The 22,527-nt window shown below is 66.9% G+C and carries 15 protein-coding genes, 1 pseudogene and 1 riboswitch; of the genes and pseudogenes, 7 read left to right on the forward strand and 9 right to left on the reverse strand.

From position 1 onward, the window contains the following. Nucleotides 1-104: 104 nt before the first annotated feature. Together AC5ZH6_RS09035 and AC5ZH6_RS09040 are read left to right on the forward strand one after the other, a co-directional pair. The gene (locus tag AC5ZH6_RS09035) at nt 105-1,481 is read left to right on the forward strand and encodes a hypothetical protein (RefSeq protein WP_496168949.1); all 1,377 of its coding nucleotides are present in this window, start codon (nt 105-107) and stop codon (nt 1,479-1,481) included. A 4-nt stretch (nt 1,482-1,485) separates the two neighbouring features. Beyond that, nucleotides 1,486-1,938 carry a hypothetical protein gene (locus AC5ZH6_RS09040; RefSeq protein ID WP_006367488.1) on the forward strand — a complete coding sequence of 151 codons (453 nt, stop codon included), beginning with the start codon at nt 1,486-1,488 and terminating at the stop codon, nt 1,936-1,938. Nucleotides 1,939-1,957: 19 nt separating this feature from the next. Here AC5ZH6_RS09040 and glpK read toward each other — a convergent pair whose 3' ends face one another. Continuing rightward, entirely contained in the window at nt 1,958-3,466 is a 1,509-nt protein-coding gene (glpK, locus tag AC5ZH6_RS09045; RefSeq protein ID WP_035726752.1) for a glycerol kinase GlpK, read from the reverse strand. Between the two features lie 54 nt (nt 3,467-3,520). Between glpK and glpD the strand changes: the two genes are divergently transcribed. Both glpD and AC5ZH6_RS09055 read left to right on the forward strand, forming a co-directional pair. Then, nucleotides 3,521-5,266, forward strand: coding sequence for a glycerol-3-phosphate dehydrogenase (glpD, locus tag AC5ZH6_RS09050; protein ID WP_006367486.1), 1,746 nt, complete (start codon nt 3,521-3,523; stop codon nt 5,264-5,266). An 85-nt stretch (nt 5,267-5,351) separates the two neighbouring features. Continuing rightward, the gene (locus AC5ZH6_RS09055; protein ID WP_006367485.1) at nt 5,352-5,777 is read left to right on the forward strand and encodes a pyridoxamine 5'-phosphate oxidase family protein; all 426 of its coding nucleotides are present in this window, start codon (nt 5,352-5,354) and stop codon (nt 5,775-5,777) included. A gap of 570 nt (nt 5,778-6,347) precedes the next feature. Here the strand turns inward: AC5ZH6_RS09055 and AC5ZH6_RS09060 are convergent. The 3 genes and pseudogenes from AC5ZH6_RS09060 to AC5ZH6_RS09070 form a co-directional block, all read right to left on the reverse strand. Then, a pseudogene (locus tag AC5ZH6_RS09060) lies at nt 6,348-7,698 on the reverse strand (HNH endonuclease). Nucleotides 7,699-8,056: 358 nt separating this feature from the next. Next, a complete protein-coding gene (locus AC5ZH6_RS09065; protein WP_271355431.1) occupies nt 8,057-8,842 on the reverse strand; it encodes a DNA-formamidopyrimidine glycosylase family protein in 786 nt (261 codons plus the stop codon). Next, entirely contained in the window at nt 8,829-13,505 is a 4,677-nt protein-coding gene (locus tag AC5ZH6_RS09070) for an ATP-dependent helicase (RefSeq protein ID WP_271355432.1), read from the reverse strand. Before AC5ZH6_RS09070 ends, AC5ZH6_RS09065 begins: the two co-directional genes overlap by 14 nt. A 70-nt stretch (nt 13,506-13,575) precedes the next feature. Continuing rightward, nucleotides 13,576-13,722, forward strand: a riboswitch (cobalamin riboswitch). A gap of 36 nt (nt 13,723-13,758) precedes the next feature. On the opposite strand from AC5ZH6_RS09070, the gene AC5ZH6_RS09075 reads away from it, so the two are divergent. After that, nucleotides 13,759-13,980, forward strand: coding sequence for a CbtB domain-containing protein (locus AC5ZH6_RS09075; protein WP_006367480.1), 222 nt, complete (start codon nt 13,759-13,761; stop codon nt 13,978-13,980). 26 nt (nt 13,981-14,006) lie between these two features. Then, on the forward strand, nt 14,007-14,834 hold the full coding sequence (locus AC5ZH6_RS09080) for a CbtA family protein (protein WP_211541837.1): 828 nt from the start codon (nt 14,007-14,009) through the stop codon (nt 14,832-14,834). 78 nt (nt 14,835-14,912) lie between these two features. On the opposite strand, the gene AC5ZH6_RS09085 is transcribed toward AC5ZH6_RS09080, so the two are convergent. From AC5ZH6_RS09085 to AC5ZH6_RS09095, 3 genes are read right to left on the reverse strand one after another with little or no spacing between them, the layout of a single operon-like run. After that, nucleotides 14,913-15,578, reverse strand: a complete 666-nt coding sequence (locus tag AC5ZH6_RS09085) for a (2Fe-2S)-binding protein (protein ID WP_006367478.1) — start codon at nt 15,576-15,578, stop codon at nt 14,913-14,915. Continuing rightward, nucleotides 15,575-16,486, reverse strand: a complete 912-nt coding sequence (locus AC5ZH6_RS09090) for a CbtA family protein (protein WP_271355433.1) — start codon at nt 16,484-16,486, stop codon at nt 15,575-15,577. Before AC5ZH6_RS09090 ends, AC5ZH6_RS09085 begins: the two co-directional genes overlap by 4 nt. A gap of 9 nt (nt 16,487-16,495) precedes the next feature. Further along, the gene (locus AC5ZH6_RS09095) at nt 16,496-16,720 is read right to left on the reverse strand and encodes a CbtB-domain containing protein (protein ID WP_014359555.1); all 225 of its coding nucleotides are present in this window, start codon (nt 16,718-16,720) and stop codon (nt 16,496-16,498) included. 334 nt (nt 16,721-17,054) lie between these two features. Here AC5ZH6_RS09095 and AC5ZH6_RS09100 point away from each other — a divergent pair, with 334 nt between their 5' ends. Continuing rightward, the gene (locus tag AC5ZH6_RS09100; protein WP_006367475.1) at nt 17,055-18,275 is read left to right on the forward strand and encodes an acyl-CoA dehydrogenase family protein; all 1,221 of its coding nucleotides are present in this window, start codon (nt 17,055-17,057) and stop codon (nt 18,273-18,275) included. Between the two features lie 119 nt (nt 18,276-18,394). Here AC5ZH6_RS09100 and AC5ZH6_RS09105 read toward each other — a convergent pair whose 3' ends face one another. Next, the gene (locus tag AC5ZH6_RS09105) at nt 18,395-19,678 is read right to left on the reverse strand and encodes an Nramp family divalent metal transporter (RefSeq protein WP_271355434.1); all 1,284 of its coding nucleotides are present in this window, start codon (nt 19,676-19,678) and stop codon (nt 18,395-18,397) included. A 70-nt stretch (nt 19,679-19,748) separates the two neighbouring features. Continuing rightward, nucleotides 19,749-22,526, reverse strand: a complete 2,778-nt coding sequence (locus AC5ZH6_RS09110; RefSeq protein ID WP_271355762.1) for a molybdopterin-dependent oxidoreductase — start codon at nt 22,524-22,526, stop codon at nt 19,749-19,751. Between the last annotated feature and the right edge of the window lies 1 nt (nt 22,527).

Genomic DNA, 22,527 nt, shown 5'->3' on the forward strand with positions numbered 1-22,527 from the left:
CCATGCACAGGTGTCCGATTCGTCCTGCTCGGTTGCTCGGGGGCCGGTAGGGTCGCTCACGATGCCGACGAGGTGATGGGGGAGACAGTGCTGGGGGAGACAGGGTGACCGGTGACGGCGATCGCAATGCCCGGCGCAGTGGTGAGCGCCCGGCGGACTGCGGCAGCACCGACTGGGGGTCGATGTCGATCACCGAGATCCTCACCATCATCGCCTCGATGAAGCAGGGTGCCGCTCAGGGCGACGCCGACGCGGTGCTCGTCGCCATCGAGAAAGTGGAAGGGATCGCCCACGCCCTGTTGAACGGCTTCACCGACGACGGGGTGCTGATGGGTCAGGCCGCACGGGGTGCGGTCGACGCCGCGCTCCGTCTCGGGGGCGAGATGTCGGCCAGTGTTGCCGACGCGCGCGGTAGCGCGGCGGCAATGACCGAGGCGGCGGGCATCCTCGGCGCGACACATGGTCAGAAGCCGCTGCTCGAGGCATACCGGATCCGGTTGCAGGATCATCCCGAGGATGCCGCTGCGGTCCGTTCACAGGTGCGCAGCATCATGCGGGGCACCTACGGCGGACCGATTGTCGGTGCGGCGGCCGCATTGCCCGGTCCCGCAGGACCAATCGGCACCGATTCGTACTCAGGTGTGCGCGGTGGTTCCAGCTCTGCGGATGGCACGTCGACATCCGGATCGGGACCGTCGGGCACCCAGCAGTCGGCATCACTCACCGACATCGACGACACCGGACCATCAGGCCCCGGAGGCGGACCCGATGGCGGTGGCGGCCCGACGGGTGGTGACACCCCGACCACTGCCGTTCCCACAGCCGGCCCGGCGTCGACGGCGGGCGGCGGCGGTGGGTCGGGACCATCGGGATACCGCGGTGGCGGCAACGATCCGTCGACGTTGACCCGCGGGGGCCTCGGTAGCCCGGTCACACCGGGAGCGGCGGTACCGGTCTCGGGGCGCGGCACCGCGAGTGCAGCGGGTGGTCCCGAGGGCGCCACTGCGGGCGGAACCGGACTTCCCGAGGGCGTGATCTCCCTTCCGCCAACCGCTTTCGCTCCACCATCGACCTTGGCGGGTACTCCCGCGGCCGGCGCGGCCGGGGCCGGAACACCGGGATCTCCCGGCGGTGCGATGCGGCCGACGACCGGGCCCGGGGCCGGCCCGGGTGCCGGCGGGGCCCGTTCGCGCGATACCCGTCATCGACCGGCCCACTATCTCAGCGACGGCGAGAACGGGCGTGAGATCGTCGGTGATCTGCCGCTGGTCGGTCCGCCGGTGATCGGCGACTGGTCTCCGCAGGCGCTTCCGCCGACCGTGGACGATTCCGGATTCGGGGCGGTCGCATTACCGATCAGTGACCGCGGCTCGGCGTCGCCGGTGGCCGGTCAGCCCGCCGACGTCGCCGGTGGATCGGAGTCGACTGATGTCGATTCGGTTGTCCCGCAGACTGATTCGTCAAAATCACCGGAGCGCTGAGCCGATGGCGGTTCCGGGAGCGGCGCGGCGTGTCGACCGACTCAGTGGCGGGGCAGTGGCCGAACTCGTCGGTCGCGTCGCAGCGGGTGAGGTCGAGGACTGTCTGCGGATGCTGACGGTGACCGTCATCGACGTCGTCGACCTGGGTGGTGAGTCGGTCGTCCATGACGTGTTGACGCAGTGGCGTGAGCAGGGACGGGTCTCGCCGGCGACGCGCTCACAGCTCGCCGCGGTGATGACACGACACGAGGTCGACGCAGCCTTCGCCCATCGCTCGTCCGACATCGACGCCCAGCGGCTCTCGTTCGTCAAAGCGCGTGCTCTGCAGTGTCTTTCGATCGCGATCGACTCGGCGGTCGGACCCACCGAACGGCTCGGCGAAGCCGCTTACGAGGCGGCTGCGGCGATGGGTGGGACGGCTGGGGTGGTGGCCGTGCTCGTCGAGTTCGCGGGGTGATCACCCACGTCCGGCACGCTCACGCCAGGCCGTAGCTGTGTTCCACCGCGCGATTCCATTCGCCGTACAGGCGGTCGCGTTCGGGGGCGTCCATCGCCGGATTCCACCGGGTGTGTTCGTTCCAGTTCTCCCGGATCTCGTCCTCGCCGTCCCAGTATCCGACAGCCAGGCCGGCCGCGTAGGCCGCACCGAGGGCGGTGGTCTCGTTGACCACGGGCCGGATGACGGGGACGTCGAGGATGTCGGCCTGGAACTGCATCAACAGATTGTTGACCACCATTCCGCCGTCGACCTTGAGTGTCGACAACCGCACCCCGGAATCGGCCTGCATCGCCTCGATGACCTCTCGTGTTTGAAAGGCGCTGGCCTCCAGCGCAGCTCGCGCGATATGACGCTTGTCGGCAAAGCGGGTCAGGCCGGTGATGATGCCCCGCGCGTCGGGCCGCCAGCGGGGTGCGAACAGACCGGAGAATGCCGGCACGAAGTAGACACCACCGTTGTCGTCGGCCTGAGCTGCGAGCTTCTCGACGTCCGCGGCCTCGCTGAACAGCCCGAGATTGTCCCGAAGCCACTGCACCAGTGACCCGGTCACCGCGATCGACCCCTCGAGTGCGTAGCGCGGCGCGTCCTCGCCGAGCCGATAGCACACCGTCGTCAGAAGCCCGTGATCGGAGAACACCGCTTCGGTTCCGGTGTTGAGCAACAAGAAGTTTCCCGTGCCGTAGGTGTTCTTCGCCTCGCCCGGCGACAGACATGCCTGCCCAAAGGTTGCCGCCTGCTGGTCGCCGAGAATGCCCGCGAACTGCACGCCCGGCAGGGAACCGTGTTCGCGCAGTGAACCATAGACCTCCGAGGAACTGCGGATGTCGGGCAACGACTCGACGGGGATACCCATGTCCGCGCAGATGGACTCGTCCCAGGTCAGGGATTCGAGGTCCATGAGCATCGTGCGTGAGGCGTTGGTGACGTCGGTGATGTGCTGCCCGCCGGCCGGTCCGCCGGTCATGTTCCACGCGATCCAGGAATCCATTGTGCCGAAGCAGAGTTCGCCGTTGCGTGCACGCTCGGCCACGGCGTCGACGTTGTCGATGAGCCACCGCATCTTCGGTCCGGCGAAATAGGTCGACAACGGCAGGCCGGTGCGGGTGCGGTAGCGGTCGACGCCGGCGTCGCCACCGAGTTCCTCACACAGCGCGCCGGTACGGGTGTCCTGCCAGACGATGGCATTGTGCAAGGGTTCGCCGGTGGAGCGATCCCAGGCGACGGTGGTCTCGCGCTGATTGGTCAGTCCGCAGGCGACGATGTCGTCGACATTGAGGTCGGCCGACGCCAGGGCCGCGGCCACCACGCGTCGCGTGTTGCGCCAGATCTCCGCGGGATCGTGCTCGACCCACCCGGCTCGAGGGAAGATCTGGCGGTGTTCGAGTTGCTCGACGGACACGACTCGGCCGCGGCGGTCGAAGACCATTGCGCGTGTGGAGGTCGTGCCCTGGTCGATGGATGCGACATATCCCGAGGTGCTGGCCACGCCGCCAGTGTCGCACGCGGTGCCCCACGCCGAGATCAATTACGCTGACGGACTATGAACTCCGAGTTCAATCCCGATCGACCTGCCGATATGGGCCCGCTGTACCGCGCCGAGGCGTGGCGGCGGTTGTCCGAGGAGCAATTCGACATCGTCGTGATCGGCGGTGGCGTCGTCGGGGTGGGAGCTGCGCTCGATGCGGCGACCCGAGGACTGCGGGTTGCGCTCGTCGAGGCCCGCGACATCGCCTCGGGTACATCGAGCCGGTCGTCGAAGATGTTTCATGGTGGGTTGCGCTACCTCGAACAACTCGAATTCGGTCTCGTTCGTGAGGCCCTGGCCGAGCGTGAATTGTCGTTGCGACTTCTTGCACCGCACCTGGTGAAGCCGCTTCCGTTCTTGTATCCGCTGACGCGGCGGGTGTGGGAACGGCCGTATGTTGCTGCCGGGATCTTTCTGTATGACCGGATGGGTGGTGCCAAGTCCGTTCCAGGACAACGACATGTGACCCGGTCGGGTGCGCTGCGGGTTGCGCCGGCCCTCAAGCGCGACTCGTTGATCGGTGGCATCCGTTATTACGACACCGTCGTCGACGACGCCCGCCACAGCCTCACGGTGGCACGTACGGCGGCGAACTACGGTGCGGTGATCCGCACGTCGACGCAGGTGGTCGGGTTCCTGCGGGAGGCCGATCGGGTGATGGGAGTGCGTGTTCGCGACAGCGAGACCGGTGATACCGCGGAGGTGCGCGCGCACTGCGTCATCAATGCCGCCGGGGTCTGGACCGATGAAGTGCAGGCACTGTCCCATCAACGCGGCCACTTCCGGGTGCGCGCCTCCAAGGGTGTACACATCGTCGTTCCCCGGGACCGGATCGTCAGTGAAACGGCGATCATCTTGCGTACCGAGAAATCGGTGCTGTTCGTCATCCCGTGGGAGACGCACTGGATCATCGGCACCACCGACACCGACTGGAATCTCGACCTCGCGCATCCGGCCGCTACCCGGGCCGACATCGACTACATCATCGATCGGGTCAACGAGGTGCTGGTGACCAAGCTCACCCACAACGACATCGAGGGTGTCTATGCGGGTCTGCGGCCGCTGCTCGCCGGTGAGGACGAGTCGACGTCGACGTTGTCGCGGGAGCATGCGGTCGCGCGGGTGGCGCCCGGACTGGTGTCGATCGCGGGGGGCAAGTACACCACCTATCGGGTGATGGCCGCCGACGCGGTGGACGCGTGCGACGACTACATCCCGACACGGGTGGCGCCGTCGATCACCGAGCGCGTCCCGTTGCTCGGTGCCGACGGATACTTTGCGCTGATCAATCAGTGCGAACATCTCGGGAAGCGTTTCGGCCTGCATCCCTACCGAGTTCGGCGGCTGCTGAATCGGTACGGATCGCTGATCGATGACGTGCTCTATTACGCCGACGCCGATCCGTCGTTGTTGCGCCCGTTGGCGGCCGCGCCACAGTATCTGCGAGTAGAGGTCGTCTATGCGGCGATCGACGAGGCGGCACTGCATCTCGAGGACGTCCTTGCCCGCCGTACGCGGATTGCCATCGAGTATTCGCACCGCGGTGTCGGTTGTGCCCAGGAGGTTGCCGAACTCCTGGCGCCGATACTCGACTGGGACGCGGAGCGTATCGCCTTCGAGGTGGAGACCTACAACGCGCGCGTGGCCGCCGAGATCGCCTCGCAGCAGCAGCCCGACGATGCCTCGGCCGATGCGTTGCGCGCTGCGGCGCCCGAGTCCCGCCAAGAGATTCTCGAACCGGTGCCGGTGCCCGACAATTGATTGTGCGACTGCTTTGCCTGGGACCTTTGCCCCTGTGACCGGTGATGTCGCCGAGGGACAATGGGTTATGGGAAAAGGAGAGGTCATGGTGGACAACCCGGTTCAGGAGCTTCCCGTCGACGAGGCCTGGGCATTGCTCGCCTCCAAGGAAGTAGGACGTCTTGCGGTGAGTGTCGGGGGACAGCCCGACATCTTCCCGGTGAACTACTACGCCGGCGAGAAACGCATTCTTTTCCGCACCGGTGAGGGAACCAAACTGTCGGAGCTCGTCGTCAATTCCCACGTGGCATTCGAATCCGATTTCTACGGCGACGGAGCGACCGGATGGAGCGTCGTCGCCAAGGGCTCGGCACGGATTCTGTCCCGCGGTGACGAAATCGCCGCCGCCGACGAGTTGCCGCTGCAGCCGTGGATTCCGACGATCAAGTACAACTACGTCGAAATCACCGTCGACGAGATCTCTGCTCGCCGATTCCAATTCGGCCCCGAACCGGAGCGCTACCCGGTCTGAATCACACCATCGGGCGATGACGACTGGCCGTCGAAGGATGTTTCGGTCCTTCCCACCCGATGCCCTTCTCATCCGGTGGTCGAGGTGCCGAGGAGCGCCAGCGACGAGGCCTGTTGTGTCGACGGTTATCCGGATGACGGTGGTCCGGTTCCAGCTCTGCTGCATGCGGTCTCGAGGCTCGCCGCACGCGGCTCGCACCTCGACCAGCGATTGATGAATCTCGGGCCGTTCCCCATCCCGGTGGTCGAAGCCTCCCCGTGCGGGAATGCCCAGCCCTTCCCATCCCGATGGTCGAGGTGCCGAGGAGCGCCAGCGACGAGCCTCGAGACCCCTTGTGCCGGCAGGCTTCCGGGTGGCGATGACATCCTTGCGCGTTCCCACCCCGATGGTCGAGGTGCCGAGGAGCGCTAGCGACGAGCCTCGAGACCCCTTGTGCCGAAGTCATTCCGGGTCACGGTGGCACGCGCACCTCGACCATCGGGCGTGGGGAATTCTCTATGGAGTTCTCAAACAACAGATGCGGTCCCGGCCAGGCCGGGTGCAGGGAATCAGGTAGTGGGGCAGCGTAGGTCAGGCTGCTACGTCGTCGAGTCGCATGGTGCGTCGGTGATAGGACGGTATCGGTCGTCGTTTCGGGTCGATGCTGGCGGGTGGGATCAGCCAGGGGTGTCGGTCGAATCCGATGATGATGTCCCAGCCGTGGTGGTGGACGTCGTCGTGGCAGCTGGTGCAGAGTAGGCAGCCGTTGTCGAGGTCGGTGGGACCGCCCTTACTCCAGTGGGTGAGGTGGTGTCCTTGGCAGCGTCCGGCGTGTGCACCGCATTTGATGCATCCGCGGTCACGCACGAGTAGGGCTTTGCGTTGGCCGGGGGTGAAGAAGCGTTTCTCTTCACCAACACTGAGGGGTACACCGTTGGGATCGAGCATGATTTTGGTGATGGTGGGTCGCACGACAACATTCGGGCGGTGGCTTCGGTGATGGCACCCATGTTCTGCAAATCGCCGCCGAGTGCGGGGTTGTCGGCTGACCAGGTCCACAACAGGCCGTTGGTGGGTTTGGCTGAGAAGGTGGTGTCGGCCAGGCCTTGTGCCGCCAACTCCACGATCGTTTCGAATGCGGCAGCGCAGATTTGTTCGGGTGTGCGGGGGTCGGGGGATCCGTCGGGCTGGGGCTTGGGCGCCGACAAGGTTTCCATCAAAGTTCTGGTTTTCTCGCCGGCGACGATGTCGAGGTTCGCCGAGATCTCCAGCCGTCCGTCGTCGGTGATGCGGTCGGTGTAGGAGTTGATCGTCTTGTCTTCGGCGGCCGGCAAGCCACCGGGTGTTTCGGCCGCCAGCTCGTTCCCCAGCTGCCGTGCGTAGAGGTTGATCTCGGCGGGGTGAATCCGGCGAAGTAGTGCGACAAGAGTTTCCGCAGGTATTCACACCGTTGCACGGTGTCGAGGGATTCGTGGCATCGGGTGTCGATGTGCGCCAATCCGCGCACGATGGCATCGGCGTGTTCGGAAGAAATGGACCCGTCCGCTGCATGCGCCAACAACAGATCCACATCGGTGGTGGCGGCGACCCGCACATACCGACCTGCGACGGCGGGTGCGAAACCCATGCTGATCAACAACTCCCGCAGTCGGGTGGTTTTGTGGTCGGCCACGCCCAGCCGATCCATTTCACCGGTGAGCGTGGTCGCGTGATGATCAACCAGGTTCCGCAACAACAGGACTTGCTTCATCGCGCCGAAGGCCTGCGGTCCGGTCATCTGCGGGTTCCACTGCAGGCCGCTGAGTCGGCTGACGATGTCGGCGAAAACCGCTTCGGCGTCGACAGTTCCAGCGTCGAGAGCTTCAGTGGATTCGATCTTACCCCTCCCCAGTGGCTGATCGGCGTATGGCTCCAGTCTACATCGCCAGTGTGTTCGACGCAAGAGGTATTTTGATCAATTCTGCTTGTGGACAACGTATTTCGGCGCCGATTTTCTGTCGGTGGGGTGTGGTAGGGGTGCGGTTTTCGTTTGCCATGCGTTCGATGTGGTTGTGGAGCTTGTTCTCTCGCCGGGTCTCGAGGCCCGGCGCCTGGGGCGCCGTGCACCTCGACCACCGGGGGAAGAGGTCTCTACGGTCGGGTAGGGCGGGTTGCGCGACCATCGGGGGAAGAGGTCTCTACGGTCGGGTAGGGCGGGTTGCGCGACCATCGGGGAGGGCGCACCGACGTCGGGAGCGGCGCACCGACGTCAGGGGGATAGCCGGGTCATTGAGTGGCGAGAGTCCTCGGTGGAGCGACGGTCAGGACTGGCAGTGAGGGCACCAGTAGATGACGCGGTCCTCTCCGGGAGGGCCGAGAAAGCCTCGGCGGATGAGGGTTCCGCATCGGCGGCACGGGCGACCGCGTCGGCCGTAGACGTAGACCCGGGCGTGTGGGCCGGTGGCGCCGGTGGTGGTTCGCGCGGTGCGCATCCGGTTGGCCCAGAGGACGCGATGGGCGAGATCGACCATCGCGGGAACGTCGACCTCGGCGACCGGACGTTCGGGGAGAACGCCTCGGAGGAAACACAATTCGCAGCGATACTCGTTGCCGACGCCGGCCAACAGGTGTTGGTCCAGTAGTGCGAGGCCGATGGGTGTGTCGGGGTGTGCTTCGATGCGGCGTACGGCTTCGGCGGCATCCCACTCCGCGCCGAGCAGGTCGGGGCCGAGGTAGGCGAGGTCGGACTCCGGCGTGGTGAGGAGTTCGAGGATGCCGAGCGAGAAGCCGACTGCTTCGGTGGTCTCGGTGCGCAACACGACCCGTGCCTCATGGCCGGGCCGACGCCATTTCGCGCCACGGGCGTGCACATCCCAGATCCCCTCCATCTTGAGGTGCGAGTGGATGCTGACGGGAACGTCCAGGTCGTCGCGGGACACGTCGATCAACAGGTGCTTGCCACGCGAGCGAACGCCGGTGACCACGCCACCGGACAGATCCCGGGTCGCCAGCCGAGGAACCCGGAAGTCGGTGTGGGTGAGTACCTTTCCGGCGAGGGCGCCGCGCAGACGCGCGGCGGCACGAAAGACGGTGTCACCTTCGGGCATGGTGTCCGTACCGTAGGCGTAGACCGCGTGGTGTGGTCGAGAAGCCGGCGTCGACGAGGATGGCAGCGAGGTCGGACCGCAACGATTCGGCGCCGTCGATCTGATCGATCGCCAGCCGCGACACCCGGCCGTCGTGCACGACTCCGGCCAGAGCCGTTGCTGCCGAACGCAATACACTCTCGCTGTCCTCGAAGGTCAGGACGGTCTTCCCGCCGCGCTCGACGTAGATCGTGAGAACGCCGTCCACCAATACCACCAGCGCACCAGGCTTACGCCCGGGCCGATGACCGCTCTCGGGGCGGTCGGGCCACGACAGAGCGGCACCGTAGGGATTCGCCGGATCGGTGGCGGCGAGGACGACTGCGGTGTGCGTGGACGTGTCCCGATGATCGAGGGTGTGTCGGCGCAACTCGTCGACGGTCGCCGGGGCGGCGAACTGCGCTCCGCCGAGTCCGTCGACGTAGTACCCGCGGCGGACGAATCCGTTGTCCTCGAAGATGTTGAGGGCCTTGTAGATCCGTGCGAATCCGCCGACCACACCTTCGGCGACCACCGCGCCGCGGGTCACCACGCCGTACCGGGTGAGCAGTTGATCGCAGAGAACCTGGGTGGACACGGTCGGGTCCGTGGCGCGACCGGGCAGGGTGAACCAGCGCCCCGCCACGGTCGGCGGGGTCGATACCGGCGGAGTCGTCGAGATCAGATGGCGGGTCGTGAGTCGCGACGAGCGCAGCCGGGGCGCGCGGGCACGAGATCGGTGTGCCGGGGCCGTGCGGGATCCGCCGGACGATCGTGGCGTGAGCAGGGCCCGGACCGGCGCGAACGAGTCGTTCGACAGACGACCCGACCAGACCAGGTCCCACAGTCCTGATTCCACTTCCGCGGTGATCGCGGTCATCGACGCGGTGGCCGGTGCGTCGAGGTCGGCGAAGTCGCCCACGAACTGCGCGAAGCGCAAGCCGCCGGAACCGGTGAATGTCTCCAGCAGTCGGCGATGCACCTCGGTCGTGTCGATCTCGTCGGGCTCGGGCAGCAGCACCTCGGTGAGATCGGCCGGGCACAACCGGATCCAACCGTCCGCACCGCCGATCCGCCCCGCGCCCGACCAGACCACCTCACCGGAACCGAGGAGCTCGTCGAGCATGGCGGGGCTGTAGTCGGCGACGCGCGACGGCAGGATCAAGGATTCCCACGCCGACGCCGGAAGCGGTAGTCCGGCAAGCTGATCGATCGCCACCGACACCCCGTCCACCCCCGTCAGCCGATCGTCGTGGTCGCCACGGCCGGCCGTGCGGGGTGTGACGTGCTGCCATCCCATGAGAAAGCGTGACAGGGTGGCGTCGTCGACCGGCTCGATCTCGGCGCGGCTCGCGGCGAGCGACCCGCGCCGGATCTGCCCGAGCACGTCGCTGTGACACCACTGGGTACCGGTTGCCTCGGGCAGGAAGTCGCCCTCGATCACCTTGCGTTCGCCGGCCATCCGTGCCAGCACGTCGCGGATGACGGCGACGCCGAGCCCGAGCGAATCGGCTGCCTCGTCGACGGTGAACGGGCCGTGGGTACGGGCGTAACGGTGTACGAGGTCGCCGACCGGGTCGGCGACCGGTTCGAGGAACGCTGCGGGCACCCCGAGCGGTGCGGGTACGCCCAACGCGTCACGGAGCCGCGCGGTGTCCTCGATCGCGGCCCAGAGCGCGCGCCCCCGCTGACTCACCGAGATGATCGTCCCGTCGCGATGCAGAGCAGCGAGAACCGTTGCCGCATCGACCGGTTGGGCACCGGCGGATACGGCATCGGGATCGTCGCCGCGGTATCGGGCGTCGACCTCCTCGGTGGTCAGCGGCCCGAGCCAGCGCAACAGATCGACCACGTCCTGGGCATCGCGGGCCTGCCTCGACGGCTCGAGTCGTTGGAGGCGGTTGGTCACCTCCGTGATCACCGCGGGGTCGAGGAGTTCGCGCAGATCGACACGGCCGAGGAGTTGGGCGAGCAGAGCGGTGTCGAGAGACAGTGCCGCGGCCCGCCTTTCGGCGATCGGCGCGTCGTCGTTGTACATGAAGGCACCGACGTAGCCGAAGAGCAACGATGCCGCGAACGGCGACGGTGACTCCGTCTCGGTCTCGACGACCCGCACCCGGCGGGTGGCCACACTGCGCAGCAGATCGATCAGCGCGGGCAGGTCGTAGACATCTTGCAGGCACTCCCGGACGGCTTCGAGCACGATCGGAAAGTCCGGGAATTGCGAGGCCACGGCCAGCAATTGGGCGCTGCGCTGACGCTGTTGCCACAGGGGGGCACGCCGACCGGGATCGCGACGCGGTAACAGCAATGCGCGGGCGGCGCATTCACGGAATCGCGAGGCGAACATCGACGACTCGGCGAGCGCATCGGTGACGAGTTGCTCGATGTCGTCGGGGTCGATGGTGAAGACCGCAGCGCCCGGCGGGTTGTCGTCGGTGTCGGGGAGTCGCACGATGATGCCGTCGTCGGAGGCCGTGACGGCGCCGTCGAGACCGAGCGTCGTCTTCAGGCGCGCTGAGATGGCCGACGCCCATGGCGCATGAACTCGTAACCCATACGGGGAGTGCAGGATCAGCCGCCAGTCGCCGAGTTCGTCGCGGAACCGCTCGACGACCAGCGTGCGGTCGGTGGGCAGATGGGTGGTGGCGTCGCGCTGTTCGGCGATGAGCGCACCGAGGTTGTCGCGGGCGTAGGTGGTCAGGCCGAGCTCGTCGGCGCGGCGATCGAGTTCGGCGCGGTCGGCGATCTCACCGGTGAACCGGCCGATGGCGGCCCCGAGTTCGGCCGGCCGGCCCACCGCGTCACCGATCCAGAACGGCAGGCGTCCCGGCTGCCCGAACGCCGGCGTGACCAGCACCCGATCGTGGGTGATGTCCTCGATCCGCCAGCTGGTGGCTCCGAGCGCGAAGACGTCGCCGACGCGTGATTCGTAGACCATCTCCTCGTCGAGTTCGCCGACGCGCGTCTGTTTCTCGCCGACCATGAACACACCGAACAGGCCACGGTCCGGAATGGTGCCACCGGAGGTGACGGCGAGCCGCTGGGCGCCGCGGCGTCCGATGAGCACATTGCGTTCTCGGTCCCAGGTGACGCGCGGACGCAGTTCGGCGAATTCGTCGGACGGGAATCGTCCGGAGATGAGATCGAGGGTGGCCTCGTACACGCCGCGGCCGAGCTCCCGATACGGTGCACTGCGGCGTACTACCTCGAACCACTCGTCGACGTGGAGCTCGTCGATGGAGGCTGCGGCGATCGTCTGTTGGGCCAGGACGTCGAGGGGGTTGGTGGGTACCCGCAGCTCCTCGATCTCGCCCTCCCGCATGCGCGATACCGCGACGGCGCAATGAATGAGGTCGGTGCGGTGTTTGGGGAACAGTACGCCCTGACTGATCTCGCCGACCTGATGCCCGGCCCGGCCGATGCGTTGCAGACCACTGGCCACCGACGGCGGCGCTTCGACCTGGACGACGAGATCTACTGCGCCCATGTCGATTCCGAGCTCGAGGGAGCTGGTGGCCACCACACATCGCAACCGGCCGGTCTTGAGTTCGTCCTCGATTTCGGCGCGCTGCTCCTTGCTGACCGACCCGTGGTGTGCCCGGGCCAGTAGGGTCGTGGCCGCCGAGGACGCTCCGCTACCCATCACCATCGCCGGAGCGCCCCCGGCGACCCGCGGGTTGGCCGCAGCGGTCACCGCGGCGGGCGCGATGCGGGATTCGGCGATCTCGTTGAGCCGTGCGGTCAGTCGCTCGGCGAGGCGACGGGAGTTGGCGAACACGATGGTCGTGCGATTGGCCTCGATGAGATCGACGATCGCCGATTCGACGTAGGGCCACAGCGATCCCGCGGTCGGGGAGAACGCGTCGTCGAGATCCCCGGAACCGGGTGCGTCCGGTGGCGGCGGGATGTTGGCCATGTCTTCCACGGGCACGTCGACGCGAAGATCGAAGGTCTTGCTCGCGGGTGGCCGCACGATGGTGCACGGCGCGGCACCGGCCAGGAAGCCCGCGACCACCTCGGGTGGGCGGACCGTCGCCGACAATCCGATGCGCTGTGCGGGTGCCTCCAACAACTCGTCGAGACGCTCGAGGGACAGCGCCAGATGGGTGCCGCGTTTGGTGCCGGCCACCGCGTGGACCTCGTCGATGATGACGGCCTCGACGCCGGTCAGCGTCTCCCGCGCCGACGACGTCAGCATCAGGTACAGCGACTCCGGGGTGGTGATGAGGATGTCCGGGGGTGTGCGGACCAGACTGCGGCGGGTCGCGGCGGGGGTGTCCCCGGAGCGCAGGCCGACGGTGATCGCCGGCTCGGGATCGCCGAGTTCCTGCGCCGCGCGGGTGATGCCGGTCAGCGGTGCACGCAGGTTGCGTTCGACGTCGACGGCGAGGGCCTTGAGTGGCGAGATGTAGACGACGCGGGTGCCGCGCGGCCGATCCGGGCGAGCGGCGAGGCGGTCGAGCGCCCACAAGAATGCCGAGAGGGTCTTACCCGAACCGGTGGGGGCAATGACCAGCGTGTGGTTGCCGTCGGCGATCGAGGACCACGCCCCGGTCTGTGCGGCGGTCGGCTCGGCGAAGGTGCCGCTGAACCACCGCCGGGTGGGGGCGGTGAAGCGATCGAGGACCGACGGCGAAGCCATCCACCCATCATCCATGCTCCCTCCGACAAATCGCCGCGGCGGCGTTCTGCTCGTTTTGTCCGATGGGTCGCGCCGGTCACATTTGCCGGGTATACAGTTCTCGCCAGATGCTGACGGAAACCCGGTGCGAATCCGGGGCGGTCGCGCCACTGTGAGCCGGGTCAGGGAGTCGCCCCCGCCCGACGAGTCAGGATTCCGCCGAGCATCGATCCGACAAGCGCTGGGACGCGTCATCCCACGAAAGGACCTTCCGATGGTTGCAAGCACACACCAGAACAAGGCGCGGGCCCTCGCGGTACCCGACCTCTCCGTCGCATCGGCAGCCCTGTGGCTGACCGCCACCTTCATCCTCGCCGCGATGGCCTACTACTTCATCGGCTACGACCAAGGTGCATGGTCGGTGTTCGGCAACGACACCCACATCCACGAATTCGTGCACGACTCGCGGCACTTCCTCGGCTTCCCCTGCCACTGATCGAACGAGCACGGAGACAACCGAACATGGAGAAGAAATTCATCGGTGCCGGTCTGCTGTCGGGACTCGTCGCCGGGATCGTTGCCTACGTTTTCGCTCGGATCTTCATCGAGCCGCAGGTGGCCAAGGCCATCGATTACGAGGACGGTCGCAGTGAGGCCGAAGAGGCCCTGATGGCCGCGCAAGGGCACGGCGGCCACGAGCACGGCGCCGAGGTGTTCACCCGCTCGGTGCAGGAGAACATCGGTGCGGGCGTGGGGACCATCGTTTTCGCGGTGTCGATGGGCGCGTTCTTCGCAATCGCGTTCACGGTTCTGTGGACCTACCTGGCGCATCACCGCGCCGGAGCCGACCCACGCTGGGCGGCGGCCCTGATCGGGCTCCTCGGCTTCGTCGCGGTCTTCGGGGTGCCGTTCTTCGCATACCCGGCCAACCCGCCGGCCGTCGGCGACGACGACACCATCGGTGCGCGATCGACGGCGTACCTCACCCTCACGGTCATCTCGGTGGTCGCGGTGATCGCGGCGGTCGTTGTGGCGCTGTGGCTCCGGCAACGCTGGGGAGGGCTCGCGGCCTCGGTGGTCGCCGCCGTCGGTTACCTGGTGGTCGTGACCATTGCGATCGCGCTGCTGCCCGAGTTCCATGAGGTTCCCGACCCGGTCATGAACGGCGACGCGATCGTCTTCCCCGGATTCCCGGGCGCGGTGATCGGCGACTTCCGGGTGTATGTGATCGCCAACCAGGTGATCCTGTGGACCGTTCTGACCACGACCTTCGCGGGAATCATGACCTGGCTCAGCCGTTCTGATCCTGCGCGCCGGGCGACGACACCGGCCGCGGCACACAGTAACTGATCGCTGCTCCACGTCCGCCCTGCACGCTCGTGGGGCGGACGTGGTGCGTTCGTGGGGTCTGCCGAGAAGGTGGGTGGGTCAGATGAGTACGCAGTCGCCGCAGACGGCGCCCCGATCGCCGCTGACCCGATAGATCAAACAGCAACTGCGCCGGCGGAATCCCGGTCCCGCGCGTAACCGCCCGTCCTCGACATGGGGCTCGGCGAGAACACGGTCGGCCGCGGCGACGGCGAGATCGCCGTGTTCGGGGCGCGCCGTCGCGATGAGTCTGGCGGCGCTGTTGGTCGCCGAGGCGACGTTGCCCCACAGCGTTCGCCCACTCACCCCGAATGCGTCGCCGACGGCGTCGGTGAGTGCGCCGATGATCCCGTCGGCCAGGTTGGGCCGGGCGTCGGTCGCCGCGGTGGTGACCGAGAGCGGATAGGGCCCACCCAATTCGTCCTGCCACCAGAGGTCCGCGGCCGTGAACGATATCGGCGGTTCGTCGAGCGCCTCCACAGCGATCATCGGAGCGATGAGACGAGCGACGAGCCCGAGGTGGGTGACCGACGCAGCCACCCTCTGCTCGACACGTGACGTGCCGCCCACCCCGAGTGCGGCACGCACACGGTCCACGCGCGACTCCAGCATGCGCGCGTCCTCGAGTAGGTCGGCCATCGTGAGCCACGGTGCATCACCCCGCTGCCCGCGGGCGTGCGTGGCGACTCCGAAAAAGGGGCCGAGGTCGTCGAGGGAGGAGGTCACTGCCGGACGAGCGTAGCCTGCTCGCCGATGGTCTGTGGGGTCGACGGATGCATCCGGTTCATCAGGGCACCGAAGACCATTCCGATGACCAACCACACCAGAGCCTGGTTCAGGATCGAATACCACCGGAACTTCCAGAGCACGTCGGCGTCGAAGCCCGGATAGACGATCTGCCCTGGCGCATAGACCCTTCCGTCGATCGTGAGTGGGCGATCGAGGATGTTGGTGATGGGTTGCGGTGTCTCGGTGGCGGCGCGTGCGAAGCCGAACTCGCTGGTGTGGTCGACGTTTGCCGACAGGTCACCGAGAGACGGCAGCACGGCCAGAACGATGCCGAACAGTATGAGGAAGCCGACTCCGGCCACGAGGATCGCGCGTTGCGTACCGATCCGGGAATGCAGACGATGTACGACGTAGACCGCGAGACCGAGTAGGACGAGTGAGATCGCGACCATTGCGAGGTAGAGCTGACCGCGGGTTTCGATCGTGAAGGTGTGCCCGATCGCCGGTGGATTGGCCGGGTACTTCACGAACGGCAGCAGGTAGATACCGAGAAAGCCGAAGCCTGCGATGAGCCAGGACAGATACCGCGCGCGCAGTGCGGTCCGGCCCATGAGGATCAGGTAGGCGACGGCCACCAGGGCGCCCATCGCGACCGAGAAGCCGATGATGCCGGTGGCGATGCCCACGGTCGACTGGATCGTCCGGCTGAAGATCTCCGGACCATCGGGTTCGGTCGCCCGACCGGCCGCCTGGTTGAGTGCGTTGAGGACGTCGTCGCGGCCTGATTCGTAGTCGATGGCCTTGTTGATGACGGGTTCGGCGAAGACACGAGCAAAGACGAAGCCCAGGATGCCGGCGATCAGTCCGGCGAGGGCTCCGCGCCCGATGACGCGGAGTTCGGTCATGAATCCGGCTCAGTGGCAGGGGAAGCCGAGGAAGTGGCGAGCGTCATGAACCCACTCGTGCACGACCATGGTGTGCCCGAATACCGAGGTCATGCCTTCGTCGACACCGATGAAGTAGTAGGCGAGCAGGGCCAACAGGACGGTGATCCCCAAGATCAGCGCTACGCGCGTGCGCGACAGGGCTTCGGGGGAGACGGCGACACCGGGCTGCGGCGTGGCGACATGGGTACTCATCGGGACCTCCTCGGGGTGACGCGCCCCGGTTGTCGGGCTATGACTCGACGGCGACGTGTCTGACTGACCCGCGGGCGCGAGTTCACAGTGGCGCAACCGTCCCGGAATCGCACCGGGTTCCATACGCCGTCTGTCATAAGCAGACCAGTTGCGAAAGCGCAGGTCAAGCGCGTGTCCGTATTGAGTCGATTGTCCTTACCCCACTCTCTGGCCCATGAAGACACAATTGTGCCTTTCTGTATCTTGACGCTGATCGTGACGACTGACACAGTTGGACTGAAACAAGTTCTCATGGCAGCCGACGGGCGCTGTCCGATGATTCTGCGAGGTGTCGATGTTCGAGTGGTCCGATGAAGATCTGATGGTGCGCGACGCCTTGCGGGCGTTCATCGACAAGGAGATCCGGCCGCACATCGACGAGCTCGAGACCGGCCAGCTCCCGCCCTACGACATCACCCGAAAACTGTTGTCCACCTTCGGTGTCGACGCCATGGCCAAGGACGCGCTGGAGAAGGAACTCGAGGCCGAGGCGGCCGGCGAGAAGCCTGCGGGCGGCGGCGGAGCCGGCATGGCCGGGTCGATGTTCATGATCGTCAACATCGAACTGGCCGGGGTCTGTCTCGGTCTGGTCGGCTCGATGGGCGTCAGCATGGGCCTGACGGCGTCGGCGATCCGGGGTAAGGGCACCCTCGCGCAGAAGAAGCGGTGGCTGCCCGAGCTGGTCACCATGGAAAAGGTCGGGGCCTGGGCGATCACCGAACCCGACTCCGGCTCCGACGCCCTTGGCGGCATGAAGACCACCGTGCGCCGCGATGGTGACGAGTATCTGTTGAACGGACAGAAGACGTTCATCACCAACGGCCCGTACGCCGACACCATCGTGGTCTTCGCCAAACTCGACGACGGCTCGGATACCCCCATGCGCGATCGCAAGGTGCTCTCGTTCGTTCTGGACAAGGGGATGCCCGGACTCACCCAGGGCAAGGCGTTCAAGAAGATGGGCATGATGAGTTCGCCCACCGGCGAGCTGTTCTTCGACAACGTCCGCCTCGGTCGGGACCGGCTGCTCGGCGAGACCGAGGACACCGGGTCCGACGCGCGCGGCGCCGAGGGGGCGAAATCCGGTTTCACCGCCGAGCGTATCGGGATCGCGGCGCTGTCGATGGGCATCATCAACGAATGTCTGCGCCTGAGTGTCGATTACGCGAAGAACCGCAAGCTGTGGGGCCAGGAGATCGGGCGCTTCCAGCTGATCCAGCTCAAACTCGCCGAGATGGAGGTGGCGCGGATCAACGTGCAGAACATGCTCTTCAGTGCGATCGAGCGGGCCAAGGCCGGTAAGCCGCTGAGCCTGGCCGAGGCGTCGGCGATGAAGCTCTACTCGTCGAAGGCGGCCACCGATGTCGCGATGGAGGCCGTGCAGCTCTTCGGCGGCAACGGTTACATGGCCGAGTACCGCGTCGAACAACTTGCGCGCGATGCCAAGTCGCTGATGATCTATGCCGGCAGCAACGAGATCCAGGTGACCCACGTCGCCAAGGGGCTCCTGGCCTGACGGGCGGTGGACGGGCCACCGGGATACCTCCGGGGGTTCGACGCCGTCGGCCGCGAATCGCCCCGGCGATCGGTGGACCGAGACGATCCGTGTGGTACCGCGAGTCGTTCTCGGTCACCTCACGTGCCGGTGAACACCAGCACGATCAACGCGATGTTGAGTAGCACGATCATTGCCGACGCAACGGTTGCCAGGATGCGCAGCGGCCAGCCGTCGGCGAACTCGCCCATGATCGAGCGGTCGGACGTCAGCCGGCCCAGCGGGATGATCGCGAACGGGATGCCGAAGCTCAGCACCACCTGTGAGAGCACCAGTGCCCATGTGGGATCGACCCCGACAGCGAGAACGACCAGGGCGGGGATCAGCGTGACCAGTCGGCGAACCAGCAGCGGCACCCGCTTGTGCAGAAGCCCGGCCATGATCGCCGCACCCGCCGACGACCCGACCGAGGTGGCGGCCAGGCCGCTCGCGAGCAGACCGATCGCGAAGATGGTCGCCATCGCCGGCCCCATCGAGTCGGCCACGGCATGGTAGGCGCCCTCGATGGTGTCGGTGCCCTGCTTGCCCAGCAGGTTCTGCGCGGCCAGGAGCAGCAAGGCGATGTTGACGGCGCCGGCGACGGTCAGGGCGATCACCACATCCCACCGGGTCACGCGGACGAGTTTGCGTCGCCGGGGCAGACTTTCGGTGACCCCGTGGCGATCGATGACCAGCGCCGAATGGACATAGATGGCGTGCGGCATGACCGTCGCACCCAGCATCGATGCCGCGAGTAACACCGTCTCGGGTCCCTCGAGACGGGGGATCATCCCGCCGAGCACATCGCCGGCGGTCGGCGGGTTCACCACGAGCCCCGCGAGGAAGCCGACCACGATGATGGCCAGCATGCCCACGATCACCGTCTCGAAGACGCGTTGGCGGCGAGGGTTCTGCAGCAACAACATCAGCGTCGAGATGATGCCCACGATCACCCCACCCAGGACGAGGGGCAGGTCGAACAGCAACTGCAGGGCTATCGCGCCGCCGAGGACCTCGGCGAGGTCGGTGGCGATCGCCACCACCTCGGCCTGAACCCAGAATGCTTGGCGTTTGCGGCGACTCAGCCGCTCTCCGAGGAGACCGGGCAGGCTGCGGCCGGTGACGATGCCGAGTTTGGCCGACTGATACTGGATGAGCATCGCGATGAGATTGGCGACGACGAGCACCCACACCAGCAGGAAGCCGTAGCGCGCGCCCGCAGTGATGTTGGCGGCGACGTTGCCGGGATCGACGTAGGCGATGGCTGCGACGAAGGCCGGGCCGAACAGCGCCACGTGACGCAACGAGCGCATCCGGCGGCCGTGTATGCGGCCGCGCGTCGATCCGGCCTCCGATCCGCTCTCGCGGGTGTCCACCTGGCTCACCAGCTCAATGTGGCACACCGGCGGCCAGTGATCAAGTCGTGCGAAACAAAAAGTTCGGGTAGCCGAAAACTCATGTCCGGCTGAGTCGCCAGATCCGGTCACGGGACATGGGGGTCTCGTACGGACGGGTGCCGATGGCGCGCCGAATGGCATTGGCCAGAGCTGCCGCCACCGGGTTGAACGGCGATTCGCTCATCGACTTCGCGCCGTAGGGTCCGAGGCGGTCGGAGGTCTCGGCGAACATCACCTCGGTGACCGGGATGTCGGCCATCTGCGGTACCCGATAGGTCCGCAGAACCGGTGTCAGCGGTACGCCCTTGCCGTCGAGCATGATCTCCTCGTACAGCGCCGAGCCGATGCCTTGCGCCACACCGCCTTCCACCTGGCCGAGACATTGCTGGGGATTCATCACCGTGCCCGCGTCGGCGGCGTGCACCGACTGCAGGATCGCCACCGCACCGGTCTCGGTGTTCACCGCGACCCGAAAAGCCTGGACGTTGAACGCGATCGAGCGCAGATCGCCCCGTTCGATGCCGGTCGCCACGACGCGCGGTCCGGTCGCCGACTCCTGCCGGTGCTCGGCGTCGACAGCAGCGATCAGATCGCCGAAACCGATCACCGTGGCATCGACGAGTGCTCCGTCCGGGCACAGGCGCACGTCGGCGGCATCGCGTCCCGACAGCCTCGTGGCCGCCTCGACCAGCAGTTCGCGCAACCGCAGGGCCGCGCCGTGGACGGCCTTGCCGGCCACCGTGGTGCCGGCCGAGGCGAACGCTCCGGTGTCGTAGGCGGCGGCATCGGTGTCGCCGTGGCGCAACGACACCCGGGACAACTCGGTCGACATCGCGCTGGCCACGATCTGGGCTTGTACGGTGGTGGTGCCGTTGCCGAATTCGGCTGTGCCCGAGCCGATGTGGTAGGTGCCGTCGGCGTCGACGGCCACCGTGACGGTCGCATGATGCCCGCGGGGGGCCATCGTCGCGATGGCGGCCAGCGCCATACCCTCGCCGACCCGCCAGTGCGGGCCGGCCGGCGGGGCCACACCGTTGCCGCGTGCCAGGGCGGCCTGCGCGAGGTCGAGGCACTGGTCGAGACCGTAGCTGCCGTACACCAGGTCGTCTTCGGGCTCGGGGTGGGCGATGAGCAATGGATCACCGTCGGCCACCGCATTGCGTCTGCGCAACTCGAACGGATCGATGTCGAGCGTCAGCGCCAACTCGTCCATTGCACTCTCGATCGCGAAGATCACCTGTCCCAACCCGTAACCACGGAACGCACCCGACGGCGGATTGTTGGTGTAGACGACCTCGGCGTCGATCCGCTTCACCGGGCAGTTGTAGACCGACACCGACTCGGCGCACGCATGGAACATCACCCCGATCGCGTGGTTGCCGTACGCGCCGGTGTCGGACAGGACGTCGACCTTCATCGCGGTCAGTCGCCCCGTCTCGTCCGCACCGAGTTCGACGCCCACCCGGAACGGATGCCGGTAGGTGGTGCGCGTCATCTCCTCGGTGCGCGTCATCTCATAGGCCACCGGCCGGCCGGTACGGAGGACGGCCAGGGCGACGATATCCTCGGTGAGCAATTCCTGCTTGCCGCCGAAACCGCCACCGACGCGCGCCGCGAAGACCCGAACCCGCTCCGGTGGCAACTCGAGCAACAACGCGAGCTCGTCGCGCACCAGGAACGGCACCTGGGTGCTGGTTCGCAGCACCAGACGACCGTCGTCATCGATCCAGCCGAGGGTTCCGTGGGTTTCCAACTGGGCGTGCGACACCCGCCCGGTTTTCCATGTACCCCCGACCCGCACCGCCGAGCCCTCCAGTGCGGCAACCACATCACCGCCGAATCCCTCGTGGAATGCCGCGATCACATTACGGTCGGCGTCGACGACACGATCCTCGGGAGTGCGGTCGGGGTGCACGAGTGGCGCGCCCGGCAGCCGGGCTTCCTCCGGATCGAACACGGCGGGCAACAGCTCGTAGGTCACCTCGATGAGGCGACACGCCTCCTCGGCGGCCGCCGCGGTGTCGGCGACGACGGCGGCCACGCGCTGACCGACGAATCGCACGACCGGGTCGAGGACCAGGGTGTCGTCGGGATCGTCGTCGCGGGACTCGTGGCGGGCGGTGGAGAACCGTCGGGTGCTCACATTCTCGTGGGTCAGGATGAGCGAGACGCCGGGCACCGACGATGCCGCCGCGGTGTCGATGGCGGTGATCCGGGCGTGTGGATGCGGGGAGCCGAGCACGCGCAGGAACTGGGTACCGGGTACGTCGATGTCGAAGGTGTAGGGCTCGGTGCCGGTGACGACGCGCTGCGCGGCAAGGGGATTGGCGGACGCTCCGACGCCGCACGAGCTCGCGGCGGAGTCGGCGCGGGTCGTGGCGTCCGGGCAATGGGTGCGCTCGGCTCGTGCCACCCCGTCCCGGATGGCGGCGTCGACGGCCCGATAGCCGGTGCAGCGGCACAGGTTTCCCTTCATCCGCCGCGGTAGGTCGTCGAGGTCGGCGGCCTCGAGGGTGGACGCGGTGACGATCATCCCCGCGGTGCAGAAACCGCACTGGAACCCGAAGTTGTCGACGAAGGACTGCTGCATGGGATGCAGATCGCCTGGAGTGCCCAGGCCCGAGACCGTCGTCACCGACGCCCCGTCGGCGCGCACCGCCGGAAAGATGCACGAGTGCACCGGTGTGCCGTCGACCAGCACCGAGCATGCGCCGCAGTCGCCGGCGTCGCAGCCCTTCTTCACCTCGAAATGACCGTTGTCGCGCAACAGCGTTCGTAGGCATTGGCCCGGACGGGGCTGGGTATCGACGGATTCGCCGTTGATCTCCATGTGCACG

The sequence above is a fragment of the Gordonia sp. YC-XJ4 genome (assembly GCF_059511865.1).

What these genes read in the sequence shown, in the direction of transcription:
- AC5ZH6_RS09070 (WP_271355432.1), bottom strand. Translation starts at nt 13,505, where the DNA reads ATGGCTTCGCCGTCGGTCCTCGATCGCTTCACCGCCCCCACCCGGCGG.
- AC5ZH6_RS09065 (WP_271355431.1), bottom strand. Translation starts at nt 8,842, where the DNA reads ATGCCCGAAGGTGACACCGTCTTTCGTGCCGCCGCGCGTCTGCGCGGC.
- AC5ZH6_RS09040 (WP_006367488.1), top strand. Translation starts at nt 1,486, where the DNA reads ATGGCGGTTCCGGGAGCGGCGCGGCGTGTCGACCGACTCAGTGGCGGG.
- AC5ZH6_RS09095 (WP_014359555.1), bottom strand. Translation starts at nt 16,720, where the DNA reads ATGAGTACCCATGTCGCCACGCCGCAGCCCGGTGTCGCCGTCTCCCCC.
- AC5ZH6_RS09090 (WP_271355433.1), bottom strand. Translation starts at nt 16,486, where the DNA reads ATGACCGAACTCCGCGTCATCGGGCGCGGAGCCCTCGCCGGACTGATC.
- AC5ZH6_RS09100 (WP_006367475.1), top strand. Translation starts at nt 17,055, where the DNA reads ATGTTCGAGTGGTCCGATGAAGATCTGATGGTGCGCGACGCCTTGCGG.
- AC5ZH6_RS09080 (WP_211541837.1), top strand. Translation starts at nt 14,007, where the DNA reads ATGGAGAAGAAATTCATCGGTGCCGGTCTGCTGTCGGGACTCGTCGCC.
- AC5ZH6_RS09075 (WP_006367480.1), top strand. Translation starts at nt 13,759, where the DNA reads ATGGTTGCAAGCACACACCAGAACAAGGCGCGGGCCCTCGCGGTACCC.
- AC5ZH6_RS09055 (WP_006367485.1), top strand. Translation starts at nt 5,352, where the DNA reads ATGGTGGACAACCCGGTTCAGGAGCTTCCCGTCGACGAGGCCTGGGCA.
- glpD (WP_006367486.1), top strand. Translation starts at nt 3,521, where the DNA reads ATGAACTCCGAGTTCAATCCCGATCGACCTGCCGATATGGGCCCGCTG.